Below are 24,650 nucleotides of genomic sequence, written 5' to 3'. Positions count from 1 at the left end.
TTTGTGTTATTTAAATATACGTAACATCAATCGTAGATGACATTTTTTCCTTCTTCACTTAATTTTTTTAAGGAGCTTAGCATATGATTGATTTCTTCATCGGAATGTCTTTCCCATGAACCTAATTCTGCGACTATTTTCAACGGAGATTTCGATCGATAAGAACGTGTTGGGTTGCCGGGAAATCTTTTGTCCGTCACATTTGGATCATTTTCAAACTCGCCTAACGGTTCTACAATATAAATTCTTTCTTTTGCCTCAGACCTGGCTAACTCAGCACCCCATTTGGCTGCGTTTAGTGTTCCGGTGAAATAAATATGGTTCGATTTTTTATCCTGATAATTGGATAAATGCAGCGGTTCAAGCAGATCCCCAATCTTCAATTCTGCCTTTGTCCCATGAAAAAATGGCCCTGGATCTAACACCTTTTGCTTGTCATTCATACAGCCACACCCCTTATCGTTTTTGACTTGCGTATAACAGTATACGGCTAGATATGGGGGGAAAACAGTCTATAAATTTCATTAAATTCGGGGTATAATGATAGTAGAGAGTTAGATGTGATTGTAATCTCCAGCCGCTATAATACCTACTGCAATCCAACCTCATTTTAAACCCAAAGGTAAGAGTTAAAGGGTTACATGTTAATATATTTATTCCTCTACACCTGCTTGTCTGTAAAACTGTGTTAACTCTCCCCAATCAAAAGAACACTTTTAGCTTATTAGATTAGCTTCATTAATAAAACATTTTGAATTTTTTATGAGATAAGAATGTAATGAACATAAAATACAAAAAATGAATGAATCCCCTATATTACTCACATTACCTATCACAGTAAAATTCATCGAACGGATGCAAAAATAAAAATATGGCTGGGTATAACTCAACCAAAAATTTTTCTCTAAATAAACCTTAATTTTCTCTTAAATCAATCAAACAACTCTTTAAACATAAGCATAGTTATGTCATAATTCAAAATACATTAAAATCCTATAAAGGAAATTAAAGGGTTTTAAAAAATTAAGAAAGGAGAATTATATTTGGGGAACTTTTCTACAAAGATTTTAAAAGCTTGGTTATCAATTCCTAGATGGTTCAGAATGTTTATACCTACTGCCATCACAATTTACGTATTATGGACACTGCTAATCAACGGGATAAAAAACATTTTTCAAATAAATTCACAGTCTTTGATTATAAGTTTGATAGCTTCCGCCATAATATTATTTATTTTCAATAAGTTTAATAAAAAAACTGAGAATAAAGGAGAAAACAACCTTGACTAAAAAAAGATATATAAAAATGACTTTGTTTTTGTTGGCAATAACAATGATAGCTTCAATTTTCCACCCTAATTCTATTTTAGCAAAATCAAGTACATCTCCAGCCAAACAGCAATATCCACCAATTGGACAAATGACACAATCTGAAATGCATATGTTCCTAAACAATGGCGCAAAATATAATCCACCGCAGCATAAAGAAGCTCAAACTAAAAATATTGTCACTACAATAGCAAAAAAACTTGCTGTGCAGGCTCTTCGCAAGTCAGGCACATATTTAGAAAAACCATTATCAAAAGTAATAGGCAAGAAATATGCAAAGAAAGCTAAATCAGGGTTTTACAAAGTAGCTGATTATATTGAAAAGGTTCAAAATGTACAAGAAAAGGGAATAGCCGCAATTTTTATACAGGTAGGCCTTCCACCTGATGTAGCATTCGAAACAGCAAAATGGATTGTTATCTTCTTCGGATTATAAAAGAAAGCAGTTTATCATTCTGTTCTTAAAAAATTTAATACTAGACTATCATTTTAGAACAACTCGAACAATATGATCTTGCCAATAAAGTGAACGAAAAAAAAGCCAGCCACCCGCATAAGGTGATTGGCTTTTTCATATGTTACTTCCCGATGTTGTCTCCATTTTGTTGAATCAAGGTTTCATACCAATAAGAGCTCTTTTTGCGAATTCTTTTGAGGTCTTTTAGGTCAAATTCGTCGCGGTTTACGTAGATGAACCCGTAGCGCTTGGAGCATCCTTGGTGTGTGCTGATTAAGTCGATGGCTGACCACGGGCAGTATCCGAATACCTCAACGCCGTCTGTGATTGCCCATTTGATTTGTTCGATATGCTTTTCTAAATAATCAATTCGATAATCATCTTGGATTGAACCATCTTCTTCTAACTTGTCGAAAGCACCCAATCCGTTTTCCGTGATAATAAGCGGCAGCTGATAGCGGTCATAAATCTCGCGCATCGTTGAACGGAAACCGACAGGGTCAATCTCCCAGCCAAACGCATTTTTGCTTAAGAATGGGTTGTTGCCGCCTTTGTAGACGCCATCTTCACCGGATTTCAAATGCTGATCTCCGCCGCGTGCAAATTCGTCGTTGCCATCTCCTTTACTCGCTTCAACCGTTTGAGAGGTGTAGTAGTTAAAGGCAATAAAGTCTGGTTTCGCGCTTTTCAAAATATCCATATCTCCATCTTCGATGACAGGAAGAATGTCTTTTTCTTTCATGTACGCCCAAGCAAGGTTGTTATAACGCCCGAACACCGCCATATCAAGATAAAGCCAGTTGCGGATCGCATTGTAATTCGCCGCAGCAAGCACATCTTCAGGCTTTGGAGAAGCCGGATAAATGAGCGCGATGTTTGGTGCTGGTCCAATTTTCGCTTCAGGCAGCATTTGATGACAAAGCGTCATAGCTTTTGCCTGTGCAACGAGCATATGATGATTCTGCTGATACAGTTCTTTTTTTGGATTTTCTAAATTCGGATCAAGTGTACCAAGCGCTGATCCATGTAAGATCATCATGTTTTGTTCATTGATGGTCAGCCAGTATTTCACCTTCTGACCATACTCCTTGAATAGCACCTCTGCATAGCGTTCAAACGCATCCACTGTCCCGCGGTTAGACCACCCGCCCTTTACTTGAAGCGCATGAGGCAGATCAAAATGATACATTGTCACGATTGGTTCAATGTCATAGCGGCGCAATTCATCGATGAGTGAATGATAGAATTCAATCCCCTTTTGATTGATCTCCCCATCTCCATCTGGAATGATCCTTGTCCACGCAATGGAAAAGCGGTAAGCCTTCAAACCCATTTCTGCAAACATCTTCACATCCTCTTTATAGCGGTGATAGTGATCGCTTGCGACTTTAAAATCCGTTGTGCCTTCAGGATAACTGGCTCTCATGTCAATGACAGAAGGCCCTTTGCCATCCTCATTCCACGCACCTTCTACTTGATAGGCGGAAGTCGATCCGCCCCAGAAAAAGTCCTTTGGAAATGGTGCTAGTGTTGAATATCTCATAATTTCTTCCTCCTCATAATTAAACTAGATGTAAAAATGACTGTCCCGGAGCAATTTGCTTCTCCTCTGTTTCAATAATATCGCTAAACTCACCGGAATTGGTAATAATCACTGGTGTTGTGACTAACAAACCGGCTGCTTGGATAGCTTCAATATCAAACTCTGCAAGCAGTTCACCTTCTGTTACGGTTTGCCCCTGAGTAACCTTCGGGGTAAAATGCTGACCGCCTAATTGTACGGTATCCAGTCCAATGTGAATGAGTACTTCTGCTCCGCTTTCAGAGGTTAGACCATACGCATGTCCCGTTGGGAACACCGTTGTCACAACTCCTGATACTGGTGCAAACAGCTTTCCTTCTGATGGAATGATGGCTGCGCCCTTTCCTAGTGCACCAGATGAGAATGCTTTATCCTGTACTTCCTCCAGCTTGATGACCTCTCCCTTTAAAGGACTTTTCACATGAGCGGCTTTGACTCCATGTTCGTTTTCAATAACTGGCACAGTACCTGCTGCCGGCGTTTCATCTTCATCTACCGGATCTTTAAATCCAATCAAATAGGTTAGGATGATAGAAAGGACGAACGAGACCGAGATTCCGATGATGAACCCTGTAAAGCCTTGACCGTAGAAGATCGGAAGTGTCAGTAAACTTGGAAGACCTGACGCAATCGCAATACTTTGTGAATAACCAATGATTGCACCACCGACTCCGGCAGAGATAACAGCTGCAATAAATGGTTTTTTCAAACGAAGCGTGACCCCGTATACAGCTGGCTCTGTGATCCCAAACACGGCAGAAACTGCTGTTGATCCAGCCAAGGATTTCAGCTTTTTATTCTTTGTTTTCAGCATAACACCGATGGAAGCACCTGCTTGTGAGAATACAGCTGGCGCAGTTGCCGGCTTGATATGATCTTTCCCATGGACTGCGATATTATTTAAAATCACTGGCACAAGTCCCCAATGGATACCGAAGATGACAAGAATCTGCCAAGCCATCGCAATTAAAGCACCTGCAAGTGTAGGACTAAAGGAGAATACTTTTAGTAAAACAGCTGCGATGCCGTTCCCTGCATACACACCAAATGGTCCGAATACGATGAGTGTCAGCGGAACAACCGTGACAAGTAAAATGAGTGGTGTAATAAAGTTTTTGACACTTTCATGAATGACTTTGTTAAAGAAACGTTCGATATATCCCATGACAAACACTGCCAAAATGATTGGGATGACCGTCGATGTATAAGACATTAAGACGACTGGAATTCCGAAGAAGGTCACATCTCCGCCGCCTTTTGACAATTCCTGAATGGTTGGGTAAATCAGTGCACCTGCAATCGTCACAGCGACAAACGGATTCGCTTTAAACTTCCTAGCAGAAGTGAATGCGAGCAATAATGGCAGGAAGTAGAACAAGCTGTCAGACGCAGCAAATAAAATTTGATACGACGTATCTTCAGGAGATAACCATTTCGCATTGATACAAATACCTAATAGACCTTTTAAAATACCTGCACCCGCCATGACACCGAGAAGTGGTGTGAAAATCCCCGATACAATGTCGACGAATTTTCCGAAAAGGCTTGTGCTCTCTTCACCTGATTTTGCAGATGAAGCAGAGGAATCCTCTAATAGATTCGTAAACTCTCCAATTTCTCGATAAACCTCTGGTACGGTATTGCCAATGACCACTTGAAACTGGCCGCCGCTTTCCATGACTGTGACGACACCATTTAATTTTTCAATGGCCGCTTTATCTGCTTTTGATCTGTCATTTAAAGTGAAGCGAAGTCTTGTAGCGCAATGCACCAATGAATGAACGTTTTTCTCTGTGCCAATGTGTTTGATAATGTCTTCTGCTAATTGACGATGACTCATACAAAAACCCCCTTTTTTTGAAAAAAATACGTTTTTGGGCAAAATAAAAACCTAAACGGGCACCAAAAATAGTCGCAGCTTGCTGTTGCGCTTTTTTAGTGAACGTTTAGGTTTTGCCTGCCGAACAGTCACAATCCTCTAAGACGATCATTGTGAAACCGTATTCTTTTATGTTTATGAGCAAATAGTACCACTCACCTTTTCTCATGTCAACGCTTTCTTTTAAAATCTATCATTATTTTTCTCGTTTGATCAGTCGATTCAAATGAATTGATAGATACAGCATCTCCTCTGATGTGAGATCTCGGTGATAGGTTTGATAGACATATTCTGCGATTTTCTTTGCGCAATCGTATGCTTTCGGATATTTCACTTTGATCAGCTGATATAAGTCCTGATCTTCGCTGACAAGCAGTGTTTCATTGATCAGACGCTGGACGAAAAAGCGCAAATGCGTGAGAAAACGATAAAAGTTGAGTGAGTCTTCATCAAATTCCATGTTGAGATGATATTTCACAATGGTGAGAATAGCATTGACTTCCTTTGTAATATTGACCGTCGTATTCATATCCTCATTGAGCTCTGCGTTAATGATATGCATGGCAATAAAACCTGCTTCATCCTCAGGCAGTTCAATATGAAGACGCTCTTTAATCATCTCAAGACATTCCTTTGCGACAAGAAATTCATCTTTGTATAAGCGTTTAATCTCCCAAATAAGCGAATTCTCAATCAGATGATTTTTCTTCAACCGTTCGATGGCGTAATGAATATGGTCTGCCAGCGATACATGCAGACTTTCATTTAATCTTCGGTTCAGCTTTGTATGTGCATATTGGATCATTTCCTCCGTCACCTTGACCACATCATACGGAACCTCTTGAAGCAGCATTTTCATCCGCTCGTGAACGGAATGATCCTCTAGGCGGAAGACTTTATCAATTAACGCTTCATCCACCGGGTCCCCGGGACGTCGCTTGAAAGCGATGCCTCTTCCCATGACGACGATTTCTTTCCCTTGTTCATCTATGACACTAATGACATTATTGTTTAGAACCTTTTGAATCTGCATTTCCAAACACCTCCGTCTATGACCAACAACTTTACTCAAAATATGCTCTCATCTTAACACAACTGTCAAATCACTTGGTGTTTTTATCTGACTTTAGCAATAGTTCTCATCAATATTCTACCTCTTCAATGCTGGTCTGATCGTGCATCAGCCTGCATACAATACTCCTGAGGAGGTGACCTTCTATGAAGGCTTTTTTCTGGTCTGCATCATTTTTATTCTTGCTTATGTTCACCCTCATCATTCTAGGCATCGTGTTCTGGCTGAGTGGACAAGGCTTAGGTCAGCTTTGGAGATATGTGCTCATTTCACTTGTCACAGCTGCCGTTTTGCGCGGCGTCACCACTTGGCTGAAGCAGCATGTGATGCATCATTCATCCAAATAAAAACGGCTGCCCGCAATGTTCAGGCAGCCGTTTCTTTATTCTTTGGTTGCCGCAGCTTCTTTCTGAGAAGCTCGCAGCTCATCATTAATTTTTTTCGCATCCTCTAAAAACTCTGTTTCATATCCACTTTTGAGTGCCCACATATAAAATAGCAGAGCAACCACTGTAATCAGTGCCATGTCCCAGCCATAATGAATGACGTTATAGCCCCCGAATTTGTCACTACCAAGGCAGGAAATCGTCATCATCACAAGCAGGTACACAACCATCCAAGCACCCGCTTTAAAGTTGCGGCCGAAGCCTTTCCACTTCGCTTTTGCTTGATAGTAAAAATAGATAGGGAGACCAATGAGAATAATGAACAGCACTTGACCTGTTAACGGCCATCTTGCCCAATACAGCGTCAATGAGGCAAAAACAAAACCGAGAGGAGCAATGATGCTGAGTCCTTTTACTCGAAGCGGTCGATATAAATCTGTCCCTGTTTTTCTCAGCGTCATGACGGTCACTGGTCCAGTCAAATAAGAAATGAGCGTTGCGACAGAGATAATTTCAGCAAGCACACCCCAGCCTCTAAATAAAAACAGAAAGATAAACGATACGGCTAAGTTAAAAAACATTGCTGGACGAGGCACGCCGTAAATAGGGTGCAGACGGCCAAGCACACTTGGCATGTATTTGTTTTTTTCCATTCCATAAATCATACGAGACGTCGTTGCGGTATACGTAATTCCTGTACCAGAAGGTGACACAAATGCATCCGCATATAAAATCAGAACAAGCCAGTTAATCCCAAGTGCAATGGCAAGGTCCGCAAATGGCGAGTTGAAATTCAAATGGCCCCATCCATTCACAATCATAGATGGATCAACAGCACCGATAAAGGCGATTTGTAAAAGGACATAAATCACAGTTGCAATGAAAATCGATCCGACAATGGCGATTGGAATCGACCGACCTGGATTTTTTGCCTCACCGGCCATATTAATCGGGCTTTGGAAGCCATTGAAGGCAAACACAATCCCTGATGTCGCAACAGCCGTCAGCACACTCGCCCAGCCGTTAGGAGCAATACTTGTTCCAGAAGTAAAATTCTCACTATGAAAACCTACGAATAAGAGCGCACCAATTGTTAATCCTGGAATAACAATTTTAAACACGGTAATGAATGTATTCGCTTTTGAAAATAACCCAACTGTCCAATAATTCAGCAGAAAGTAAATCACAAGAAGCACACTGGCAACCATAAGCCCTTCTGTCGTCAACACCCCTTTTGTAACCAAATGGGTTGTCCACTTTGCCCACTCCCAAGGCCACGAGCTCATGTACTGGACAGAAGCAACCGCCTCAACAGGAATGACAGAAACGATGGCGATCCAGTTCGCCCAAGCTGCAATAAACCCAATAAAAGATCCGTGTGAATATTGCGTATATTTCACCATTCCGCCTGCCTCTGGAAACATCGATCCGAGTTCACTATAAGACAAAGCGATAAATAAAATCACAACCATCCCAATCAGCCAGGATAAAATAGCAGCAGGGCCGGCGATTTGAGCCGCACGCCAAGCACCGAAGAGCCATCCTGAACCAATGATTGAGCCAAGACCTACCATCATTAAAGCGAAAGTTCCCATCCTACGATGCAAATGATTCATGTTCATAACACCTTTCGATTAAAATACAGAGCATGTGTCAAGCAAGCATCTCTCTTTCAAAGCAGCTCACTTTTCATTTTACTGGCAAATATTTCTTCTAATGAACCTTTACCCTTGTTCATTTTTTCGCCTGTTATATTATCTCTCAATTCTTCATTTTCTGAAATAGTCGAACATACTTATTTCAAAAGAAAGCGCTTTTTCAACTGTTCAATCTATTAGACTGAATAACTACCTTTACCCTTATTTTGAAAAAAACAAAACAAAAAAGATAGAGGAAATGACTTCCTCTCCCTTCTAAACCCCGCCATGTATAGAAAAAAAGGATAGAGGGGGTTCCCTCTATCCTTGTGAAATCGCTTGTTCTTTTTCAATGACAGCTAGTCTCTCTTGAACTTCCTCTTCAGATAAATTGTGCTGTTTCACATACAGGTTCCGTTCGCTTGTGCGGCATTCATGACTGCAGCTGCGCATATATTTATGCTCACTCTCTTCAGTGGCAATCATCTTGCGGTTACATGCAGGGTTCGCACAGTTTACATAACGCTCGCAAGGCTCACCAGTGAAGAAATCTTTTCCGACAACCACATGCTCTGTTTGATTCACTGGTACTGTTAAGCGATTATCAAATACATAGCATTGACCGTCCCATAGCTTTCCTTGTACTTCTGGGTCTTTTCCGTAAGTGACAATTCCGCCGTCAAGCTGAGAGACATCTTCAAAGCCTTCACGCTTTAACCAGCCGGAGAATTTCTCACAGCGTACGCCGCCTGTGCAATAAGTCAGGATTTTTTTTCCTTCAAGAATCTCTTTATTGTCACGAATCCACTCAGGTAATTCACGGAATGTCTCAATATCAGGACGGACTGCCCCTCTGAAGTGACCCACATCAAACTCGTAATCATTACGTGCATCAATCACAACAGTATCAGGTGATTGCATTTGCTCGTAAAATTCGACCGGGCTAAGATGTTTCCCCGTTAATTCTAACGGATTCACGTCATCCTCAAGGCTAAGGTTCACTAGTTCATTCCGATGGCGGACGTGCATTTTCTTAAATGCATGACCATCTGCTTCGTCAATTTTGATCGGCATAGACGCAAAGCGTGGATCTTCTTTTAACGCTTGCATGTACTTGTCCGTTTGCTCAATGGTTCCAGAAACCGTTCCGTTCAAGCCTTCTGCTGACACAAGAATACGGCCTAACAAACCAAGCTCCTTACAGAATGCTAAATGCTCTGCTGTAAACGTCTCTGGATCCTCAATGGGGACATATTGATAGTAAAGTAAAACGCGATATTGTTTTTCCATCTATATAAACACCTCTTAAATTTAATCAAAACATACCATTCTTTATCATACAGGAAATACATACCTAAAGGCAATGTCGGCGGCTTAATTCCATAAAACGGAAGGGCCTTTCTTCTCATATTTATTTGACAGAACTTTCTGTAAAATGAGATGATTTATGAATAATATGATGTAGTAAAGGAGCAATGATGATCCATGATCCAGCCAGAAGATATTGTCAGAAGTGGTCCTAACCAATTTATTTCTCAAAAGGGAATATATCATGAACTAGATTCCCTTGTATCTGCGTTTCAGTCACCTGCTGTGGTGACAGGGTATGATTCATACCAAGCTTTTTCACAATACACAAAGCTGCCGACCGAGTGGCCTGTCATTCAGCACAAAGGATACAGTTCACCCAATGCGGTCACACGGATCGCAGAAGAGCTTAACGGATCAGATGTGATTATCGGCATCGGAGGCGGAACGATTTTAGATACCGCCAAATCAGTTGCAGACGCTCTTCAAATCGAAGTTATCATGGTACCAACGATTCCCGGCACCTGTGCTGCCTCTACACCACTCAGCGTCATTTATGATGATAAGGGCAATTTCATGAGAGTCGATTATCATAAACGATCCAGCTACCTCACCGTAATTGACCATACTTTTTTGCTTTCCTCTCCTCTTTCCTACCTTCAAAGCGGAATTGGTGATACGCTGGCAAAATGGTATGAAGCGGAAGCGATTATTCGTAACACAAAAGGCGTCTTGCCGCTCATGGTGCATGCTGCATTAAAGCAGGCGGTATATGTTCGAGACATTCTTCTTTCTCATAGTGAAGAAGCGGTGAACAGCTTAAAAACAGGTCAGCTTTCACAAGCATTTGCAGATGTGACAGATACGATTATTACGTTAGCCGGAACAGTCGGAGGCTATGGGGGACGTTATGGAAGAATGGCAGGAGCCCATGCCGTTCATAATGGACTGACATTTATTGAAGAAACGCATCATGTGTTACATGGACAAAAAGTGGCTTATGGCATCCTTGTCCAGCTTGCCGCAGAAAATCGAATGTCCGAGGTAGAGGAATTACTTGAACTCTACCAAACACTCGGATTACCTAAAAATATGCGCGATCTTGGTATTACAACTCAGCTGGACGAGGCGGCACTTACAGTGGCAAACCATGCTGCACGTAAAGATGAAACCTTTTGTTTGATTGGAGACTATGCTAAAGAAAAGATTGTCGACGCCATTCAAATCATTGAGACCTTTCAACCTCAAAAAATATCTACACATGAAGACAAATAAAAAAGCACAGGCATCGCACCTGTGCTTTTCTTTCGATTAAAAATTAAAGTTATCTGGATCTGGACCTGTGCGCTCATCTTCATTGAGCTGATCAATGACACCCATCTCATGTGTGGACAGCTCGAAATCGAAGACTTGTGTGTTTTCGATGATTCGGCTCTTCGTCACAGATTTTGGAATGGTGATAATGCCATGCTGTAAGTCCCAGCGAAGAATCACTTGCGCTACTGACTTGTCATGTTTTTTCGCGATATCCTGAAGAACAGGATGGTTTAGAAGCTTCCCGCTTCCTAATGGTGACCACGCCTCTACATGAATTCCTTTCGATTTGCAGTAGTCTCGTAAAGGCTCCTGCGTCAGCTTCGGATGCAGCTCGATTTGATTCACCATTGGCACAACTTCAGCCTCTTCCAATAAATCCTCTAAATGATGCTGATGGAAATTACACACTCCGATCGCTCGAACGCGTCCATCCTTATATAGTTTTTCTAGCGCTTTCCATGTTTCTTTATATTTGCCTTCAACAGGCCAATGAATTAAATAAAGGTCTAATACATCTAGCCCCAGCTTGTTCATACTTGTTTCAAAGGCTTCGAGTGTTGATTCATAGCCTTGATCATTATTCCAGACCTTTGTCGTAATGAATAGATCATCGCGAGAGATGCCTGATTGCTGAATGGCTTTGCCTACCCCTTCTTCATTTTGATAGGCTGCTGCTGTATCAATGCTGCGGTAGCCCGCTTCAAGAGCGTCTTTGACGGCATTTACAGCCTCATCTCCATCTTTTACCTGCCATACACCAAAGCCTAGCTTCGGCATTTTTACTCCGTTTGCTAATGTGACTGTATCTGTTAATCCACTCATCAAACAAACCTCCGCTTCCTTTTTACTTACCAAGCACTATACCCGAATTTTCGATTGATCATGCATGACATTCTGACTGAGTTATTTGATATATTTTCCCATATCAACTTGATTGGCGTCAACGATTTGATATTCGCTGATCCGATTTTTTGTTTTAGAACCATCATATGTTTCTAAATAAGCTTGATCGTAAAAGATGAATCCGTATGTCATTTTGCCATCCTCTAACACCCTGATCCAATAAGACTCTTTTGTGTCTTTTTTAAAGTCATTTACCTTCTTTAATTTCATACCCGAAAATTCCTTGAGTAACTTTTGAATATCCGCTTTCTTTTCCACCATAACACGCTCATTATCATGCTCAATTTGAATCGAAGTCACCTTGTTATGATCAATTGAGGCCACATCATCAAAAGAGTATGTTTTTGCATTGATTATAAAATAAAGACCAATTCCTATTAAAATAATGACGACTAAACCAATGATCCACTTTTTCAACCTAACTCCTCCTTCTATTCACACCACACCTATTAAAACAGCGAAATCCAATCATCCTCCTCAGAAAATACTTGAATCCCATGCTGTTTCAGCAAGGCGGATGTCACACCATCCCCAGTTTTTGTCCTGCCGTTAAAATCACCGCGATAAATCATCCGGCTGCCGCAGGAAGGGCTGTACTCTTTTAACACAACTGCTGTCGCTTTCAGAGACTGAACCTGTTCCAGCGTGGCCGTCGCACCTTTTACATACATCTCCGTGACATCAGTTCCATGCACATCAATCACGGAGGCGAGACCCTGTAATACATCATGTCCGTCTCCGCCAATGATTTCCGCGGGAGGTCTTGGCGTGGAGAAACCGCCAAGCAGCTCAGGACAAACTGTGACTGCCTTTCCCTCTTGAACAAGCTCTTCAATACGCTGATCTAATCGATGGCTGCCATTATAACGAACCTTCATCCCAGCAAGACAAGCACTGACGACAATCATGTATGTTCCTCACTTTTTTTGCTGACTTTAAAATAAATACATACAGGCAAGAAACATATCGTATTCACTAAAAAGGGCAGAGCACAATACAAAGCAGCAGCCCAAATTGATCCTTCAACTCCTGTGATGCCAAAAAAGTAAACAAATAATAGCAAGCTGACAAACAATCCCACGAATGGCATGATGAATGCGTATTTTTTATAATTTTCTATCATTTCTTTCTCCAATGAGGCTCCCTCCCTTTCATCATGGCTAAGAACAACGTCAATATATGTTAATTTTACCATAAAAAAACCGAACCCATCATCTCCTTTTGTATGATGGTTTCGGTTTTTTATCTATATCTTTTCTTTCCAAGCCTTTAAGAAGCGCTCAATGACTTGTAATTCATCCTCATGAAACTGTTGGAGAAATTCTAAATAGGACGTGACGGCTTTATCATGTAGTTCATCATGCAGCGCAGCCAATTGCTGCCCTTCCTCTGTCAAAGAATAATAGACAGATTTCTTATCCCCTTGCCGGTGGCAATAGTCCACCATGCCTTTTTCTATTAGTTTTTTCACGGCCTTTGTAATTGCTGGCTTTGATAGTTTCAGTTGTTGAGATAGAAATGTATTATTTGATTCGTTTGGATTGGCTTGAATCATGGATAAAATGTGAAGCTGTGTGAGTGTCCATTCTTGTTTGAGTGTATCAGTCGTGGTAATCAGTGGGTCTGTTGGATCATTCCGTCTCTTTTCCCTATGCATAATCAGATCTTGAATCGCTTTTAATACAATCTGCTCTTTTGTTTCCATCTGAACCTCCACTCTTAACTGGTTAATAAAATGGTACTAATAATTAAGAAAGGAGTCAAAAGAAATGTCGACGCGAGTAAAATAATAGGTCAACAGACCCGAAAATTACATATGTACTTTTTTACTAAATTCCCCTCATCCTGTCACATGCTATAATCTTGATATCATCCAATTTATCATAATGAAAAGGTGAGCTAAATGAAACCCGAACAACAAATGGCCATTCGCCAATTAGAAGAAAAGATACACCTGTTTTCTTCTGCTGTGAACGGAACCTTTCTCGCAACTGACGATTTCGTTCTATCCAATACTCATATATCGACTGACACGTTCAATTTGCTCTTACCCACATCAGCTCAAATCCAAGATCCGAAAAAAGTGAAAGCAGCCATTGAACACATGCGGTCACAGAAACTCATCTTCAGCACATGGATCGATCACCATTTACTCCATCCTGATTGGGCTGACTTATTGAAGGAATATGAGCTTCAAGATGTCGAACGCAATACCATCATGATGCTTGAGCATACAGGTGATATTGATCCAGTCACATCCTCATCACTTACAATCAAGGAAGTACTTGATGAGCAGACACTCTTTGATTACAAACGTATCTTTATTGAACTATTCGAAGGGTCGACTGAGGCCGCCGCCTTAGAAGTTTATTTCCAGCGTTTTTCGATTGAAGCATTACACTCAAAAGCCCGCATGTTCGTGGGGTATGAACACAATAAGCCGGTCACAACAGGCTTATTATTCGAGACAAACGACAGCTACGGTATTTATGATGTCATAACAAGAGCAGAACACCGCGGTAAAGGACTTGGCAGTGACATGTTTCATTACCTTCTAACCCAGACAGAGAATAAACAAAAGTGTGTCATCTTACAAGCATCAGCGGACGGCAAAAATATTTACCAACGTGCCGGCTTCCAACCAATCAGCGAAATGGCCGTTTTTGAATAGAATGGTATTTTGAATTTGAAATGAACATAAAAAAGCTGCCTATCTTTAGGCAGCTTTAGATTGTTGACAAAGGGCTAAAATGATCTTGATTTTAGCCCTTTGTCTTCTATTCAGCATGATGCTGACGATCCATATAAAGCGGCGGTCTCTTAAGCGAAATCACCGCACAGCTAAAGGCAATCAGTACAAACACAGCACCGAATTTAGCCAGATCAACAGATGAACCGGTCATCGTAAACATGACTCCGCCAACCGCTGATCCAATCGAAATGCCGATTTGCAAGGCCGATGTATTCAAGCTCTGCTGAATATCCGACGTGACCGGATCAGTTTGAATCAAATAGCTCTGCAAAGCAGGCGTCAATGCCCAGCTGAGCGCACCCCAAAGGACAACCATCACCATAAAGAGCGCGAACACACCCGCTGTATAAGGAATGGTAAACATGACAACCGCAAACGCTATTGTCACAAGCAAAATGGCTTTCCCTGAACCCAGTCTGTCACTCAGCCAGCCGCCAAACCCATTCCCGCCTATAGACGCAAGCCCGAAGACCAAATAACAAATACTAATCCAAAACGGGGTCATATGCAGAACTTCCATCAGAAATGGCGTGAAATAAGAATAAAGCATATAATGCCCTGCAAGCATAAACAAACTAATCAGGTGTGCACTAAAAATTTTCGGATGCCCTAAAGAACGAATCTGCTCTCTAAGAGGCGTCACTTTTTCAACAGGCATTTTTTCCAATAGAAAATAGATCAGCACCATCGATATGGCAGAAAGAATACTGATTCCTAAAAACATCACTCTCCAGCCAAAGCTCTCTGTAATAAAAATACCGATCGGTACACCGAGAACAAGTGAGGAACTAATTCCTATAAAAATCAGCCCTAAAGCCTTCGCACGATGCGCTGGTTCCACTAATTTGGCAGTGATCGTCAAAGATAACACCACCACAAGCGCTGTGCTCATTGCGATCAATACCCGTGAGATCATCACAAGGGCAAAGGTCGAGCTAAAATATGTGAACACATTTCCTAATGTAAACACCAATAACGCGATTAAATAAAGACGCTTTCGTTCGATTTTGGCTGTGGCGGTCAGCAGCACGGGTGCTGAAATGGCATACACAATCGCAAATACCGTAATGAGCTGCCCCGCTGTTGCCAGAGACACATTCAAATCCTCTGCAAGGCTTGGCAGAATGCCCCCGACCACAAGCTCAACTAATCCAACCGCAAAAGTAGAAACGGCTAATAAATATACTCTCCAGTTCATGTCTAACATCCCTTCTCTATATCATCGCTTTCACTTTTGATACAGGGTGCAGACAAACAAAAAAACCCTGATTACAAAAAAGGAAAGCGCGCTTTTGTAATCAGGATTTATCGGATCCTGGTAGAAACCCTCAAACCATATTATTGAGGTTATACAAGTCTATTTTTTTCTTCAAATATATTAGCATAGCCTTTCATAACTCGCAAGCTGTAAAAATAGAAAAATACTGCCATTCCAATCCCTAAGCAAAAGGCGTCAAAAAGGGAATCAGAACAACTTGCTTTCTCCTTCATTTACAGGTAAACTGATGAAAAATCAACGAACAAGGATCAACGTAGATCTGGAATAGTAGCTTGAATCGATCTTTAACAGAGAGGGAACGGTGCTGAGAAGTTCCTACTGACATCTTCAAGTGAACCTGCCGATTTAGTTCTGTTTCATACAGCGGTTCATACCGTTATCATGATTGAGTGTAAAGCTGTGCTTTAAATTAGGGTGGTACCACCAGGAATGGTCCCTAACTTAAAGTACAGCTTTTTTGATTTTTAAAAAGGAGGAACCTGCAATGTCAAAGAAACAATTTGTTGAGAAAATTACAAGCATGGAAGACGACTTTGCCCAATGGTATACAGATGTTGTCACAAAGGCGCGGCTCGTCGATTATTCAAGCGTGAGAGGCAGTATGATCATTCAGCCGTACGGCTTTAAAATCTGGGAGAATATTCGCGACGAACTTGACCGCCAGATTAAAGAAACGGGTCATGAGAATGTCTATATGCCGCTCTTTATCCCAGAGAGCCTGCTGCAGCAGGAAAAGGATCATATCGAAGGCTTTGCTCCTGAAGTGGCGTGGGTCACACATGGCGGTGAATCCGAATTACAAGAAAGGCTCTGCGTCAGACCAACCTCTGAAGTGCTGTTCGCTGAGCATTATAAAAACATTATTCATTCCTACCGCGATTTACCAAAGCTATATAACCAATGGGCCAATGTCGTCCGCTGGGAAAAGACAACACGTCCCTTCCTTAGAACCCTTGAATTCCTATGGCAGGAAGGACACACGTGCCATGAGACTGAGCAAGAAGCGATTGAAGAAACAGAAAGAATGCTTCACACTTACGCTTCTCTTTGCGAAGATCTCCTTGCCATTCCTGTCATTAAAGGGAGAAAAACAGAGAAAGAAAAATTCGCCGGCGCCCGCTTCACCTATACAGTCGAAAGCTTGATGCATGATGGAAAAGCACTGCAAACTGCCACTTCTCATTTCTTCGGGAACGGATTTGCCAAAGCATTTGGCATTGAATTTTTAAACCGTGAAGGAAAACTAGAGCATGTCCAACAGACTTCATGGGGCTTCACAACAAGAATTATCGGCGCTATGATCATGGTGCATGGCGACGACAGAGGGCTTGTCCTCCCGCCAAATATTGCGCCAACCCAAGTGCGTATCGTGCCAATCGCTTCTCATAAAGAAGGTGTCCTCGATCATGCCTATGAATTAAAGGATCGACTCGCCCGCATCGCACGCGCTGACATCGATGCAAGCGATAAACAGCCTGGCTGGAAATTCAACGAGTGTGAAATGCAGGGAATTCCGCTACGTGTAGAAGTAGGACCAAAGGATATCGAAAAAGGACAGGTGATGCTCGCACGACGAGACACTGGTGAAAAGCAAGCCGTCACATTAGATGCCCTTGAACAAACCATCACAGCAATGCTTGAAGACATTCAGCGGACCATGTACGAAAAGGCGAAGGAACGATTACATGAAAAAACATCACAAGCCCTCACAATCGAAGACATTGAGCAAATTCTTGCAGAAGAAAACCGATTGATTAAAGCCATGTGGTGCGGTGATGAGGCCTGTGAAAACGACATTAAAGAAAGAACAGGCGCGACCTCACGCTGTATTCCATTCGAACAGGAAACCATTTCTGACACATGTGTCTGCTGCGGAAAACCTGCATCTGATATGGTGTTCTGGGCGAAAGCCTATTAAGAATATGAACGATAAAGAAGCATCTCTCATGATGCTTCTTTTTTTGTTAAAAAGACCCAAACACCCATTGACCTCACCTGCATGATCCCCTATAATTCATATTAATATAATCGGTTTTTAAGACTTTAACTGGAGTGGTGATATATGAAACGCTGGCCCTCATTCTTTGCCGAACGCTGTCCTAAATGTAGAACAGCATTAGAAGTCTCAAAGTCCAATGCCCTGCAAGGCAAAGTCGTGAAAACATGTCCCAACCTTCATTATCAAAAAGAGTACCACCCCGCACTAGAAACGTATATCGAGCACGATGACGTCAAATAAAAAAGACCAACACGTTTGCTCTGTTGGTCTTTCTTTTATAAAATATCCAGCCAAATTTTGACCGCTGTCGCTGTAATCATTATAGCAAGTGCCCATTGCAAATAGACGGCGTTGATTTTCTGACCGACCTTAGCACCAAGCGGAGCGGCTGCCAAACTTGCGGCCATCAGCACAATCGCAGGAAGAAGCATGACTTGACCCGTCAATACCTTTCCAGTCGATGCGCCTATAGCAGAAAGAAATGTAATCGCAAGTGACGACGCTATCGTCATCCGTACAGGAATTTTTAAAATAGACAGCATGACAGGCACTAAAATAAATGCACCGCCTGCGCCTAATACCCCGGAAACACTGCCAATTACAAAGGCAATACCTGATGCCAGTCCTTTATGAAAAGTGACTTCACCCTCTGCGTCTGCCCGCTGTCCTTTTTTTGGAATCAGCATGAGAATAACCGCCACAATGGCAAGTAATCCATAGACGAGGTTCATCCCTTTCTCTGGCATAAAATGTGATACATAACTGCCTAATAAGCTGCCCGCCAATATACTGCTTCCCATATATAAAATCAGCGAGCGATGTAAATATCCGCTTTTCCGATACGCCAGTACACCACCCAGCGTCGAAAAAAGCACTTGAATGGCGCCAATCCCTGAAACCTCGTGTGCTGATAATGCCATCACACCGAGAAGAGGCGGGATATAAAGCAGCATGGGATAGTTGATCACAGATCCGCCGATCCCCACCATTCCTGATAAGAAGGAACCAATACATCCGATGATAAAAAGTGTAATCAAAAACGCAAAATCCACGCTGGTCTCCTCCTTTGCAAAAGGAAAAGGGGATCTTCAGCAGATACCCCTACATCCTTTAGGACCCTTTTCTCATCCAGAACTTCAGCACGTGACCTTCTTCTGTCTGCGTGATCAATTCATGTCCGCTTGACTTCGCCCATGCAGCTAAGTCAGCTTTAGCCCCTTTATCTGTTGCATGTATTTCTAAAACTTGACCTTCCGCCAAGTCGTTCATTTTTTTCTTTGTTCGAATAATCGGCATTGGGCATGCAAGCCCTGTTACGTCTAATAGTTGATCAGATGTCATTTGATCGTTCCTCTTTTCTTATTTTATTGAACATTACCGAATCGCACAACGGTTTGGACCAATTTCCATTTCCCGCTGCTCTTCATCGTCTGGAGTCAATTTCCCCATGTTGGTATACCGGATGTCTTGATAGGCGTTTGGCTGTGCAGGAAGATTCTTCGTGACCATTTGTCTAAATACATCTTCATCTTCAATGTTCAGTCCATGATTTTCTTCAAATAGAACGCCAAGTTCCTTCCAAACGCTTCCGTCTTCATTCACTTCTTCCATGACCATGAAATGCGCAGGTAAAACAATTAATTCTTTCGAAAGCGCCATATATCGGTCATAAAGTGTTTCTCTCAAATCACCTACCCAGTCCTCCGCCAGTCCAGCGAGATCAGGTCTTCCGATGGAATCAACGAACAAAATATCACCTGAAAGAAGAAATTGATTGTCTACGATAAAAGATGTTGAGCCGATCGTATGTCCCGGGGAATAAATGGGTTGAATGTCGATGGAAGCTGTTCCAATCGTTATCCGCTGTCCTTCTTCAAGACGTTCATATTCAAAGGTTACCTCTTCTGCATCTTTTGGCGGCAGCCAGTAGGCAGCTCCTGTCTGATCAGCTAGTTTTTTCCCACCAGAAATATGATCCGCATGAAGGTGAGTATCCAACACATGCGTTACAGAAACATCATGCTTCTTCGCAAAATTGATATAGACCTCCGTCATTCGAGCTGCATCCACAACCGCAGCTTCTCCATTGGACATGATCATATAGGACAGACACCCTTTGCCCATCCGTACAAATTGATACAGCTCTCCACCGCCGCTTAAATCACCAATCTTCACTGGCTCGACATGCTCACTCCATGCCTTCATACCACCTTGTAAATAACTGACCGTTCTGCCCGCCTCTGCCAGCATCTCCGCCACCATAATAGAGGAGCCCTCTTTGGCACACACAACGAGCACTTCTCGGTCTGTTGGTACTTTCTCGATCATATCCTCTACGCCATCAAGAAGCTCAAAGTAAGGCACATTGATATAATCAACGGCTTTCCCTTCAATCTTCCAGTCCTGTACATCTGATTCGTTTCGTACATCTAACAAAAAGATGGGCACTTTGTTGATAATCTTTTTTGTTAACTGTTCTGCTGTCATTGCTTTTACAGACATCGTTTTATTCAGCTCCTATTTTTCAATCTCTCCTGTCCAGCTGTTCATGCCTGGCACTATATTCACTAATTGTTGAAATCCTTTTTCTTTTAACTTTTGCGCGGCTAATTCACTTCTTCTGCCTGAATGACAGATGAGGTAAATAAGCGTATCCTGGCTCAATTCTTCTGCACGGTGTTCGACTTCTCCAAGAGGGATGTGAACAGCTCCTGGAATATGCCCTGCCTCGTATTCATCTAGCTCCCGTACATCTAAAATAAACAAAGATTGATCTTCTTTTACCTTCTGTTGGAACGTATTCAAAGGCATTTCCGAAATCATTGACTCCCCTTCTTTCTCTTGCACTCCACCCTTACGTATCAAATGATGAAGCACCTGTCCTTCTACTTTTGTTCCTAAAAATTCGTGGCCGGCACTCTTTGACCATGCCGCTAGATCCGCTGCTGATCCTTTATCGGTAGCTTGCACCTCAAGCACGTCTCCTGGTAATAGCTCATTCATTTGTTTTTTTGTTTTCACAATCGGCATCGGACATGCCAATCCTTTTGCATCTAAAATGACAGTTGGTTGCTGCACGTGATGTCCTCCTTTATATAGGGGTGGGGGTATATTTTTATACGTACTTAATGCCAAGCATTCATACCACCCTTGATGTTTGTAATATGTGTAAATCCTTGCTTCTTCAATATTTTAGCTGCCTGCATACTTCTCATCCCGCTTTGGCATATCACATAGACCTCTTTGTCTTTCGCAAGCTGATTTGCTCGTTCTTTTAGCTGAGGTAATGGGATGTTGCGAAATCCTTTAATATGGTCTGTTTGAAATTCTACAGGAGACCGAACGTCAATCAGTTGTTGATGCTGCCTACGCAATTGAGGTTTCATATCGGCTGCATCCATTTGTTTTACACCCTTTACAGGAAGAAAACGGCTCACCAGCAAACCAATGACGATGATGATCAAAAGTGTTTGAATCATGTGTTAACACCTCACTAGATAAATAAATTCACATTCCCAATTTCAGCCTCTGCTAAATACGCCGCCACACCAGCATATTGAATATCATCTAATAACTCTTTCTCCTGCAATCCTAAAAGGTCCATCGTCATTGTACATGCCACGAGGTTAATCTCCTGTTCCTTCGCCATATCAATAAGCTGCGGCAAAGTCATGGCATTGTGCTTTTTGATCACGTGCTTAATCATCTTTGGGCCCATTCCAGCAAAATTCATCTTTGAAATGCCCATTCGATCAGCCCCGCGCGGCATCATCTTGCCAAACATTTTTTCTAAAAAACCTTTTTTCATTGGCACCAACTCATCCTTGCGCAAGGCATTCAGCCCCCAAAACGTATGAAAAATCGTCACCTCATGATCATAGGCCGCTGCACCATTGGCAATAATGTAAGCCGCCATCGCTTTATCATAATCTCCACTGAATAGCACAATCGTCGTTCGTTTTTTCTGTTCTTCCATTCTGCTCCTCCTTTTTCAATTACCCTTAGGGGTATATATAAAATAAAAAATATATACATATACCGGTAAGGGTATATTATAACAAGTAAAAAAATCCGTCAACCTTCAAAGGCTGAAGAATTTCTTACCGGCTTTTCACCAATAGCTCAACCGCTTCTTTCACAAGACCCTCCGTATCCTTCCCTTGTTCAAGACTTTCACGGACACATTGCTCAAGATTTGTACTCACAATTACACCCATTGCACGATCAATGGCATTGCGTGATGCAGACAGCTGCGTCACCACCTCGCGGCAATCCTTTCCCTGCTCCATCATCGCAAGAACCCCTTTAATCTGCCCCTCAATCCGGCGAAGACGATTCTTCATCTGCTGATTATATTCCATTCGCAAGTACCCCTTTCTATTGAATTCCTATGAACAGATAGTATACCCTAAGAGGTATTTAGTCAAACGACTTGTCCTTCTCTTTTGTAGAGAACGTATGTGAAAATAATTGCACATTCCACCATTTATTGATAAAAAGTAAATAACCATCGAACGAGAAATCATTGAAGAAAAGAGGGCAACCTATGACTTTACAGCATTATATTGGATCAAACAAAGAACTGCCGCTTGGGACCATTGGTCAAAATCCTACCTATAAACCACTCTCTGAACTCAATATCAAATTGTTTGACCAAAAACAAAAAAAGCACAAAACCTATCAAAAAGAAGATCCTTTGATAGAAGTATTCGAAACAGAAGAGGATTTCGAAGGCATTCACATTGATTATTTAGATCCTTTCTATGAAACGGTAAGAAACAAATTCACACATCCTTTTGTTTATGAATTGGACATCATTCATTCTCTTCGTGCACTTTTTAAATTCATTGAAAAAGAGCTTTCAAAAGGAGAAACCATCGAAATCTATTCTTGTCTAAATGAACTCGAAACGAAAGAAAAGGATGATCGATTGGATGTAGAAATTGACTTAAGCAAAAAACGGTTTGGAAAACATATCTATTTTAAAGACATCAATGAACTGATTGATATGTTTGAGTTAGAAAACTTACAATATGTGTTGGTGAAGAAATAGACCTCCTGTGGTAAAAGTATAGAGAAAAGGAGACACTATCATGAACTTGACATGTGAATCTAAAAATTTTGATGATTATTTATGTGAACTAGCTGAAGTTGATTATTCTCATCCTCTTATTCGAGCAAAATCAAATGAACTTTTCAACCCTTTGCAGACAGAAATAGAAAAAGCAAAAGCAGCCTATGAGTTTGTTCGAGATGAAATTCCCCATACATGGGATATCCAATCCAAACGAGTGACTTGTCATGCATCAGAGGTATTAACTTATAAAGAGGGAATTTGCTACGCAAAATCGAACCTATTGGCTGCCCTGTTGCGCTCACAAGGAATACCCACAGGTTTTTGCTATCAGCGTTTAATGTTGTTCGATACGCCAGATAAAGGATATTGTATTCACGCATTAAATGCAGTATTTCTGCAATCACTTAATAAATGGATTCGATTAGACTCTCGCGGCAACAAAACAGGAATTGATGCTCAATTCTCACTTGATCATGAAAGATTAGCTTTTCATACTCAACAAGAATTAGATGAAGTCGACTATCCTTTGATATATGTTAAACCACATCCAAAAACAATGAGCGTTTTAAAAGAACATACAGATGCGATTGAGATGTATAAACATCATTTACCAGAAACATTATAGGCTTTGGGGGCAAATAGACTTCGACAAAGCCAAACGTGAAAATAAACCGGTGCTTATCAGCATCGGTTATGCCCACTTATCACTGACGGCATAGGATCTATTTTATATTTAATAGCCATAATAACTTCATCCAAACGATAACTAGCCTTCAATCAAACGTTTCAACTTAAGCTCCGTATCAGTATCCTCAACTGGAGTATAGACACTGCATCTTAAATCAGTATCCCCATACACTTGTAATGAAGTGAGATTAAACAACATTTTACCTGCCTTAGCATGACGAAATTCAATTAATACTTCAGGCGCATAGCTGATCTCATTTTCATTCCAAATTTTACGAAACTCAGGATATGCCTGCTCCATTTCTTCGATAAATTGCTCATACCAGTCATCAGCCACATACTGTCCATAATACGTTCTAAATATGGCGATATATCCTCTAACAAAATGCTCCCAATTCACGGCTAGACTTTTAAATTCTTTTCTTGCGAATAGTAAGCGTATGATATTCCTTTCTGACGGGATGATTTGTTCAAAGTCCAAAAATACATTAGCTGCTGCTTGATTCCACCCAACAATTTGACTTCTTCTATCAGATATAATCGTTGGGCAATAACGAAGCTCCTGCAACATTTTCACTAAAGCCGGACTGATTTCCTTCTCATTCTCAATGATAAAGGATTGTTTCACTCCTTCCTCTAACGCTAAAGCGTACAAATATCTCCTTTCATCGTTATTTAATTGTAATGCTCGAGAAATCGCATCTAATACCGAAGTAGATACTTTTATATCTCTGCCTTGCTCTAACCATGTATACCAAGTAAGACTCACACCGGCTAGTTGAGCCACTTCTTCTCTTCTTAGTCCTGGTGTTCTTCTGCGGGTTCCTACAGGTAAACCAACCATTTGAGGAGTGATTTTCGAACGTTGATTCTTTAGAAATTCTGATAAAGCTTGAAGTCTAGTTTCAGGTTTCATGAAGATCTCCCTTTAAAATATTATTAATTATACTAGGATAAACAACAACTTGTAATAGGATAACACAATGG

At 41.4% G+C, this 24,650-nt stretch carries 28 protein-coding genes, 1 riboswitch and 1 other annotated feature; of the genes, 8 read left to right on the top strand and 20 right to left on the bottom strand.

Features of this window, described 5'->3' with window-relative positions; translation table 11 throughout:
• Nucleotides 1–26 precede the first annotated feature (26 nt).
• Nucleotides 27–443, bottom strand: a complete 417-nt coding sequence (gene arr / locus OIT90_RS13830) for an NAD(+)--rifampin ADP-ribosyltransferase (protein WP_151283964.1) — start codon at nucleotides 441–443, stop codon at nucleotides 27–29.
• An 838-nt stretch (nucleotides 444–1,281) separates the two neighbouring features.
• Here arr and OIT90_RS13825 point away from each other — a divergent pair.
• Entirely contained in the window at nucleotides 1,282–1,764 is a 483-nt protein-coding gene (locus OIT90_RS13825) for a hypothetical protein (RefSeq protein ID WP_144495021.1), read from the top strand.
• Between the two features lie 142 nt (nucleotides 1,765–1,906).
• Here OIT90_RS13825 and OIT90_RS13820 read toward each other — a convergent pair whose 3' ends face one another.
• The 3 genes from OIT90_RS13820 to licT all read right to left on the bottom strand — a co-directional run bounded on the left by OIT90_RS13820 (nucleotide 1,907) and on the right by licT (nucleotide 6,279).
• Entirely contained in the window at nucleotides 1,907–3,328 is a 1,422-nt protein-coding gene (locus OIT90_RS13820) for a glycoside hydrolase family 1 protein (protein ID WP_461199022.1), read from the bottom strand.
• 19 nt (nucleotides 3,329–3,347) lie between these two features.
• Nucleotides 3,348–5,207 (bottom strand): beta-glucoside-specific PTS transporter subunit IIABC, encoded by a 1,860-nt coding sequence (locus OIT90_RS13815; protein ID WP_064498753.1) that lies wholly within the window; start codon nucleotides 5,205–5,207, stop codon nucleotides 3,348–3,350.
• 235 nt (nucleotides 5,208–5,442) lie between these two features.
• Nucleotides 5,443–6,279, bottom strand: a complete 837-nt coding sequence (gene licT, locus OIT90_RS13810) for a BglG family transcription antiterminator LicT (protein ID WP_039176153.1) — start codon at nucleotides 6,277–6,279, stop codon at nucleotides 5,443–5,445.
• Between the two features lie 185 nt (nucleotides 6,280–6,464).
• Here licT and OIT90_RS13805 point away from each other — a divergent pair, with 185 nt between their 5' ends.
• A complete protein-coding gene (locus OIT90_RS13805; protein ID WP_039176151.1) occupies nucleotides 6,465–6,665 on the top strand; it encodes a hypothetical protein in 201 nt (66 codons plus the stop codon).
• A 35-nt stretch (nucleotides 6,666–6,700) separates the two neighbouring features.
• On the opposite strand, the gene OIT90_RS13800 is transcribed toward OIT90_RS13805, so the two are convergent.
• The gene (locus tag OIT90_RS13800) at nucleotides 6,701–8,320 is read right to left on the bottom strand and encodes an APC family permease (RefSeq protein ID WP_039176149.1); all 1,620 of its coding nucleotides are present in this window, start codon (nucleotides 8,318–8,320) and stop codon (nucleotides 6,701–6,703) included.
• Between the two features lie 342 nt (nucleotides 8,321–8,662).
• Nucleotides 8,663–9,631, bottom strand: a complete 969-nt coding sequence (gene trhO / locus OIT90_RS13795; protein ID WP_039176148.1) for an oxygen-dependent tRNA uridine(34) hydroxylase TrhO — start codon at nucleotides 9,629–9,631, stop codon at nucleotides 8,663–8,665.
• Between the two features lie 195 nt (nucleotides 9,632–9,826).
• Here trhO and OIT90_RS13790 point away from each other — a divergent pair, with 195 nt between their 5' ends.
• Nucleotides 9,827–10,924 (top strand): iron-containing alcohol dehydrogenase family protein, encoded by a 1,098-nt coding sequence (locus OIT90_RS13790; protein ID WP_474892636.1) that lies wholly within the window; start codon nucleotides 9,827–9,829, stop codon nucleotides 10,922–10,924.
• Between the two features lie 36 nt (nucleotides 10,925–10,960).
• Here OIT90_RS13790 and OIT90_RS13785 read toward each other — a convergent pair whose 3' ends face one another.
• The 5 genes from OIT90_RS13785 to OIT90_RS13765 all read right to left on the bottom strand — a co-directional run bounded on the left by OIT90_RS13785 (nucleotide 10,961) and on the right by OIT90_RS13765 (nucleotide 13,574).
• Nucleotides 10,961–11,788 (bottom strand): aldo/keto reductase, encoded by an 828-nt coding sequence (locus tag OIT90_RS13785; protein WP_039176146.1) that lies wholly within the window; start codon nucleotides 11,786–11,788, stop codon nucleotides 10,961–10,963.
• 81 nt (nucleotides 11,789–11,869) lie between these two features.
• Nucleotides 11,870–12,286, bottom strand: a complete 417-nt coding sequence (locus OIT90_RS13780) for a hypothetical protein (protein WP_474892635.1) — start codon at nucleotides 12,284–12,286, stop codon at nucleotides 11,870–11,872.
• A gap of 32 nt (nucleotides 12,287–12,318) precedes the next feature.
• Nucleotides 12,319–12,777, bottom strand: coding sequence for a 2-thiouracil desulfurase family protein (locus tag OIT90_RS13775; RefSeq protein ID WP_474892634.1), 459 nt, complete (start codon nucleotides 12,775–12,777; stop codon nucleotides 12,319–12,321).
• Nucleotides 12,774–13,004 carry a hypothetical protein gene (locus tag OIT90_RS13770; protein WP_052468281.1) on the bottom strand — a complete coding sequence of 77 codons (231 nt, stop codon included), beginning with the start codon at nucleotides 13,002–13,004 and terminating at the stop codon, nucleotides 12,774–12,776. Before OIT90_RS13770 ends, OIT90_RS13775 begins: the two co-directional genes overlap by 4 nt.
• Before the next feature lie 111 nt (nucleotides 13,005–13,115).
• The gene (locus OIT90_RS13765) at nucleotides 13,116–13,574 is read right to left on the bottom strand and encodes a MarR family transcriptional regulator (protein WP_106025744.1); all 459 of its coding nucleotides are present in this window, start codon (nucleotides 13,572–13,574) and stop codon (nucleotides 13,116–13,118) included.
• Between the two features lie 198 nt (nucleotides 13,575–13,772).
• Between OIT90_RS13765 and OIT90_RS13760 the strand changes: the two genes are divergently transcribed.
• Nucleotides 13,773–14,540: a GNAT family N-acetyltransferase gene (locus tag OIT90_RS13760; RefSeq protein WP_474892633.1), complete on the top strand. Its 768-nt coding sequence runs from the start codon at nucleotides 13,773–13,775 to the stop codon at nucleotides 14,538–14,540.
• A 106-nt stretch (nucleotides 14,541–14,646) separates the two neighbouring features.
• Here OIT90_RS13760 and OIT90_RS13755 read toward each other — a convergent pair whose 3' ends face one another.
• The gene (locus tag OIT90_RS13755; protein ID WP_039176133.1) at nucleotides 14,647–15,819 is read right to left on the bottom strand and encodes an MFS transporter; all 1,173 of its coding nucleotides are present in this window, start codon (nucleotides 15,817–15,819) and stop codon (nucleotides 14,647–14,649) included.
• A gap of 77 nt (nucleotides 15,820–15,896) precedes the next feature.
• A riboswitch (purine riboswitch) is annotated at nucleotides 15,897–15,996 on the bottom strand.
• A gap of 149 nt (nucleotides 15,997–16,145) precedes the next feature.
• Nucleotides 16,146–16,341, top strand: a binding site (T-box leader).
• A gap of 43 nt (nucleotides 16,342–16,384) precedes the next feature.
• Here OIT90_RS13755 and proS point away from each other — a divergent pair.
• Both proS and OIT90_RS13745 read left to right on the top strand, forming a co-directional pair.
• A complete protein-coding gene (proS, locus tag OIT90_RS13750) occupies nucleotides 16,385–17,818 on the top strand; it encodes a proline--tRNA ligase (protein ID WP_254806266.1) in 1,434 nt (477 codons plus the stop codon).
• 144 nt (nucleotides 17,819–17,962) lie between these two features.
• Complete coding sequence (locus OIT90_RS13745) at nucleotides 17,963–18,139, top strand: hypothetical protein (RefSeq protein WP_164512187.1); 177 nt, start codon at nucleotides 17,963–17,965, stop codon at nucleotides 18,137–18,139.
• Between the two features lie 35 nt (nucleotides 18,140–18,174).
• On the opposite strand, the gene OIT90_RS13740 is transcribed toward OIT90_RS13745, so the two are convergent.
• From OIT90_RS13740 to OIT90_RS13710, 7 genes are all read right to left on the bottom strand, one after another.
• A complete protein-coding gene (locus OIT90_RS13740; RefSeq protein WP_058837230.1) occupies nucleotides 18,175–18,951 on the bottom strand; it encodes a sulfite exporter TauE/SafE family protein in 777 nt (258 codons plus the stop codon).
• Between the two features lie 58 nt (nucleotides 18,952–19,009).
• Entirely contained in the window at nucleotides 19,010–19,240 is a 231-nt protein-coding gene (locus tag OIT90_RS13735) for a sulfurtransferase TusA family protein (RefSeq protein ID WP_024427452.1), read from the bottom strand.
• A 33-nt stretch (nucleotides 19,241–19,273) separates the two neighbouring features.
• On the bottom strand, nucleotides 19,274–20,401 hold the full coding sequence (locus tag OIT90_RS13730; RefSeq protein WP_474892632.1) for an MBL fold metallo-hydrolase: 1,128 nt from the start codon (nucleotides 20,399–20,401) through the stop codon (nucleotides 19,274–19,276).
• Nucleotides 20,402–20,416: 15 nt separating this feature from the next.
• Nucleotides 20,417–20,977 (bottom strand): sulfurtransferase TusA family protein, encoded by a 561-nt coding sequence (locus OIT90_RS13725; protein WP_106025747.1) that lies wholly within the window; start codon nucleotides 20,975–20,977, stop codon nucleotides 20,417–20,419.
• Between the two features lie 47 nt (nucleotides 20,978–21,024).
• Entirely contained in the window at nucleotides 21,025–21,378 is a 354-nt protein-coding gene (locus OIT90_RS13720) for a rhodanese-like domain-containing protein (RefSeq protein ID WP_474892631.1), read from the bottom strand.
• A gap of 14 nt (nucleotides 21,379–21,392) precedes the next feature.
• Nucleotides 21,393–21,875, bottom strand: a complete 483-nt coding sequence (locus tag OIT90_RS13715) for a DsrE/DsrF/DrsH-like family protein (protein WP_039176122.1) — start codon at nucleotides 21,873–21,875, stop codon at nucleotides 21,393–21,395.
• Nucleotides 21,876–21,999: 124 nt separating this feature from the next.
• A complete protein-coding gene (locus OIT90_RS13710) occupies nucleotides 22,000–22,260 on the bottom strand; it encodes a metal-sensitive transcriptional regulator (protein ID WP_003217059.1) in 261 nt (86 codons plus the stop codon).
• A 185-nt stretch (nucleotides 22,261–22,445) separates the two neighbouring features.
• On the opposite strand from OIT90_RS13710, the gene OIT90_RS13705 reads away from it, so the two are divergent.
• Both OIT90_RS13705 and OIT90_RS13700 read left to right on the top strand, forming a co-directional pair.
• A complete protein-coding gene (locus tag OIT90_RS13705; protein ID WP_151283954.1) occupies nucleotides 22,446–22,952 on the top strand; it encodes a hypothetical protein in 507 nt (168 codons plus the stop codon).
• A gap of 40 nt (nucleotides 22,953–22,992) precedes the next feature.
• Nucleotides 22,993–23,601, top strand: a complete 609-nt coding sequence (locus tag OIT90_RS13700) for a transglutaminase-like domain-containing protein (protein ID WP_474892630.1) — start codon at nucleotides 22,993–22,995, stop codon at nucleotides 23,599–23,601.
• A gap of 141 nt (nucleotides 23,602–23,742) precedes the next feature.
• Here the strand turns inward: OIT90_RS13700 and OIT90_RS13695 are convergent, their stop codons facing one another.
• Complete coding sequence (locus tag OIT90_RS13695) at nucleotides 23,743–24,579, bottom strand: helix-turn-helix transcriptional regulator (protein ID WP_059374499.1); 837 nt, start codon at nucleotides 24,577–24,579, stop codon at nucleotides 23,743–23,745.
• Nucleotides 24,580–24,650: the final 71 nt, after the last annotated feature.

Source organism: Bacillus sp. ABR, from assembly GCF_056172715.1.
Note: the sequence above shows the minus strand (reverse complement) of the source record. Positions and strands in the feature narration are given on the sequence as shown.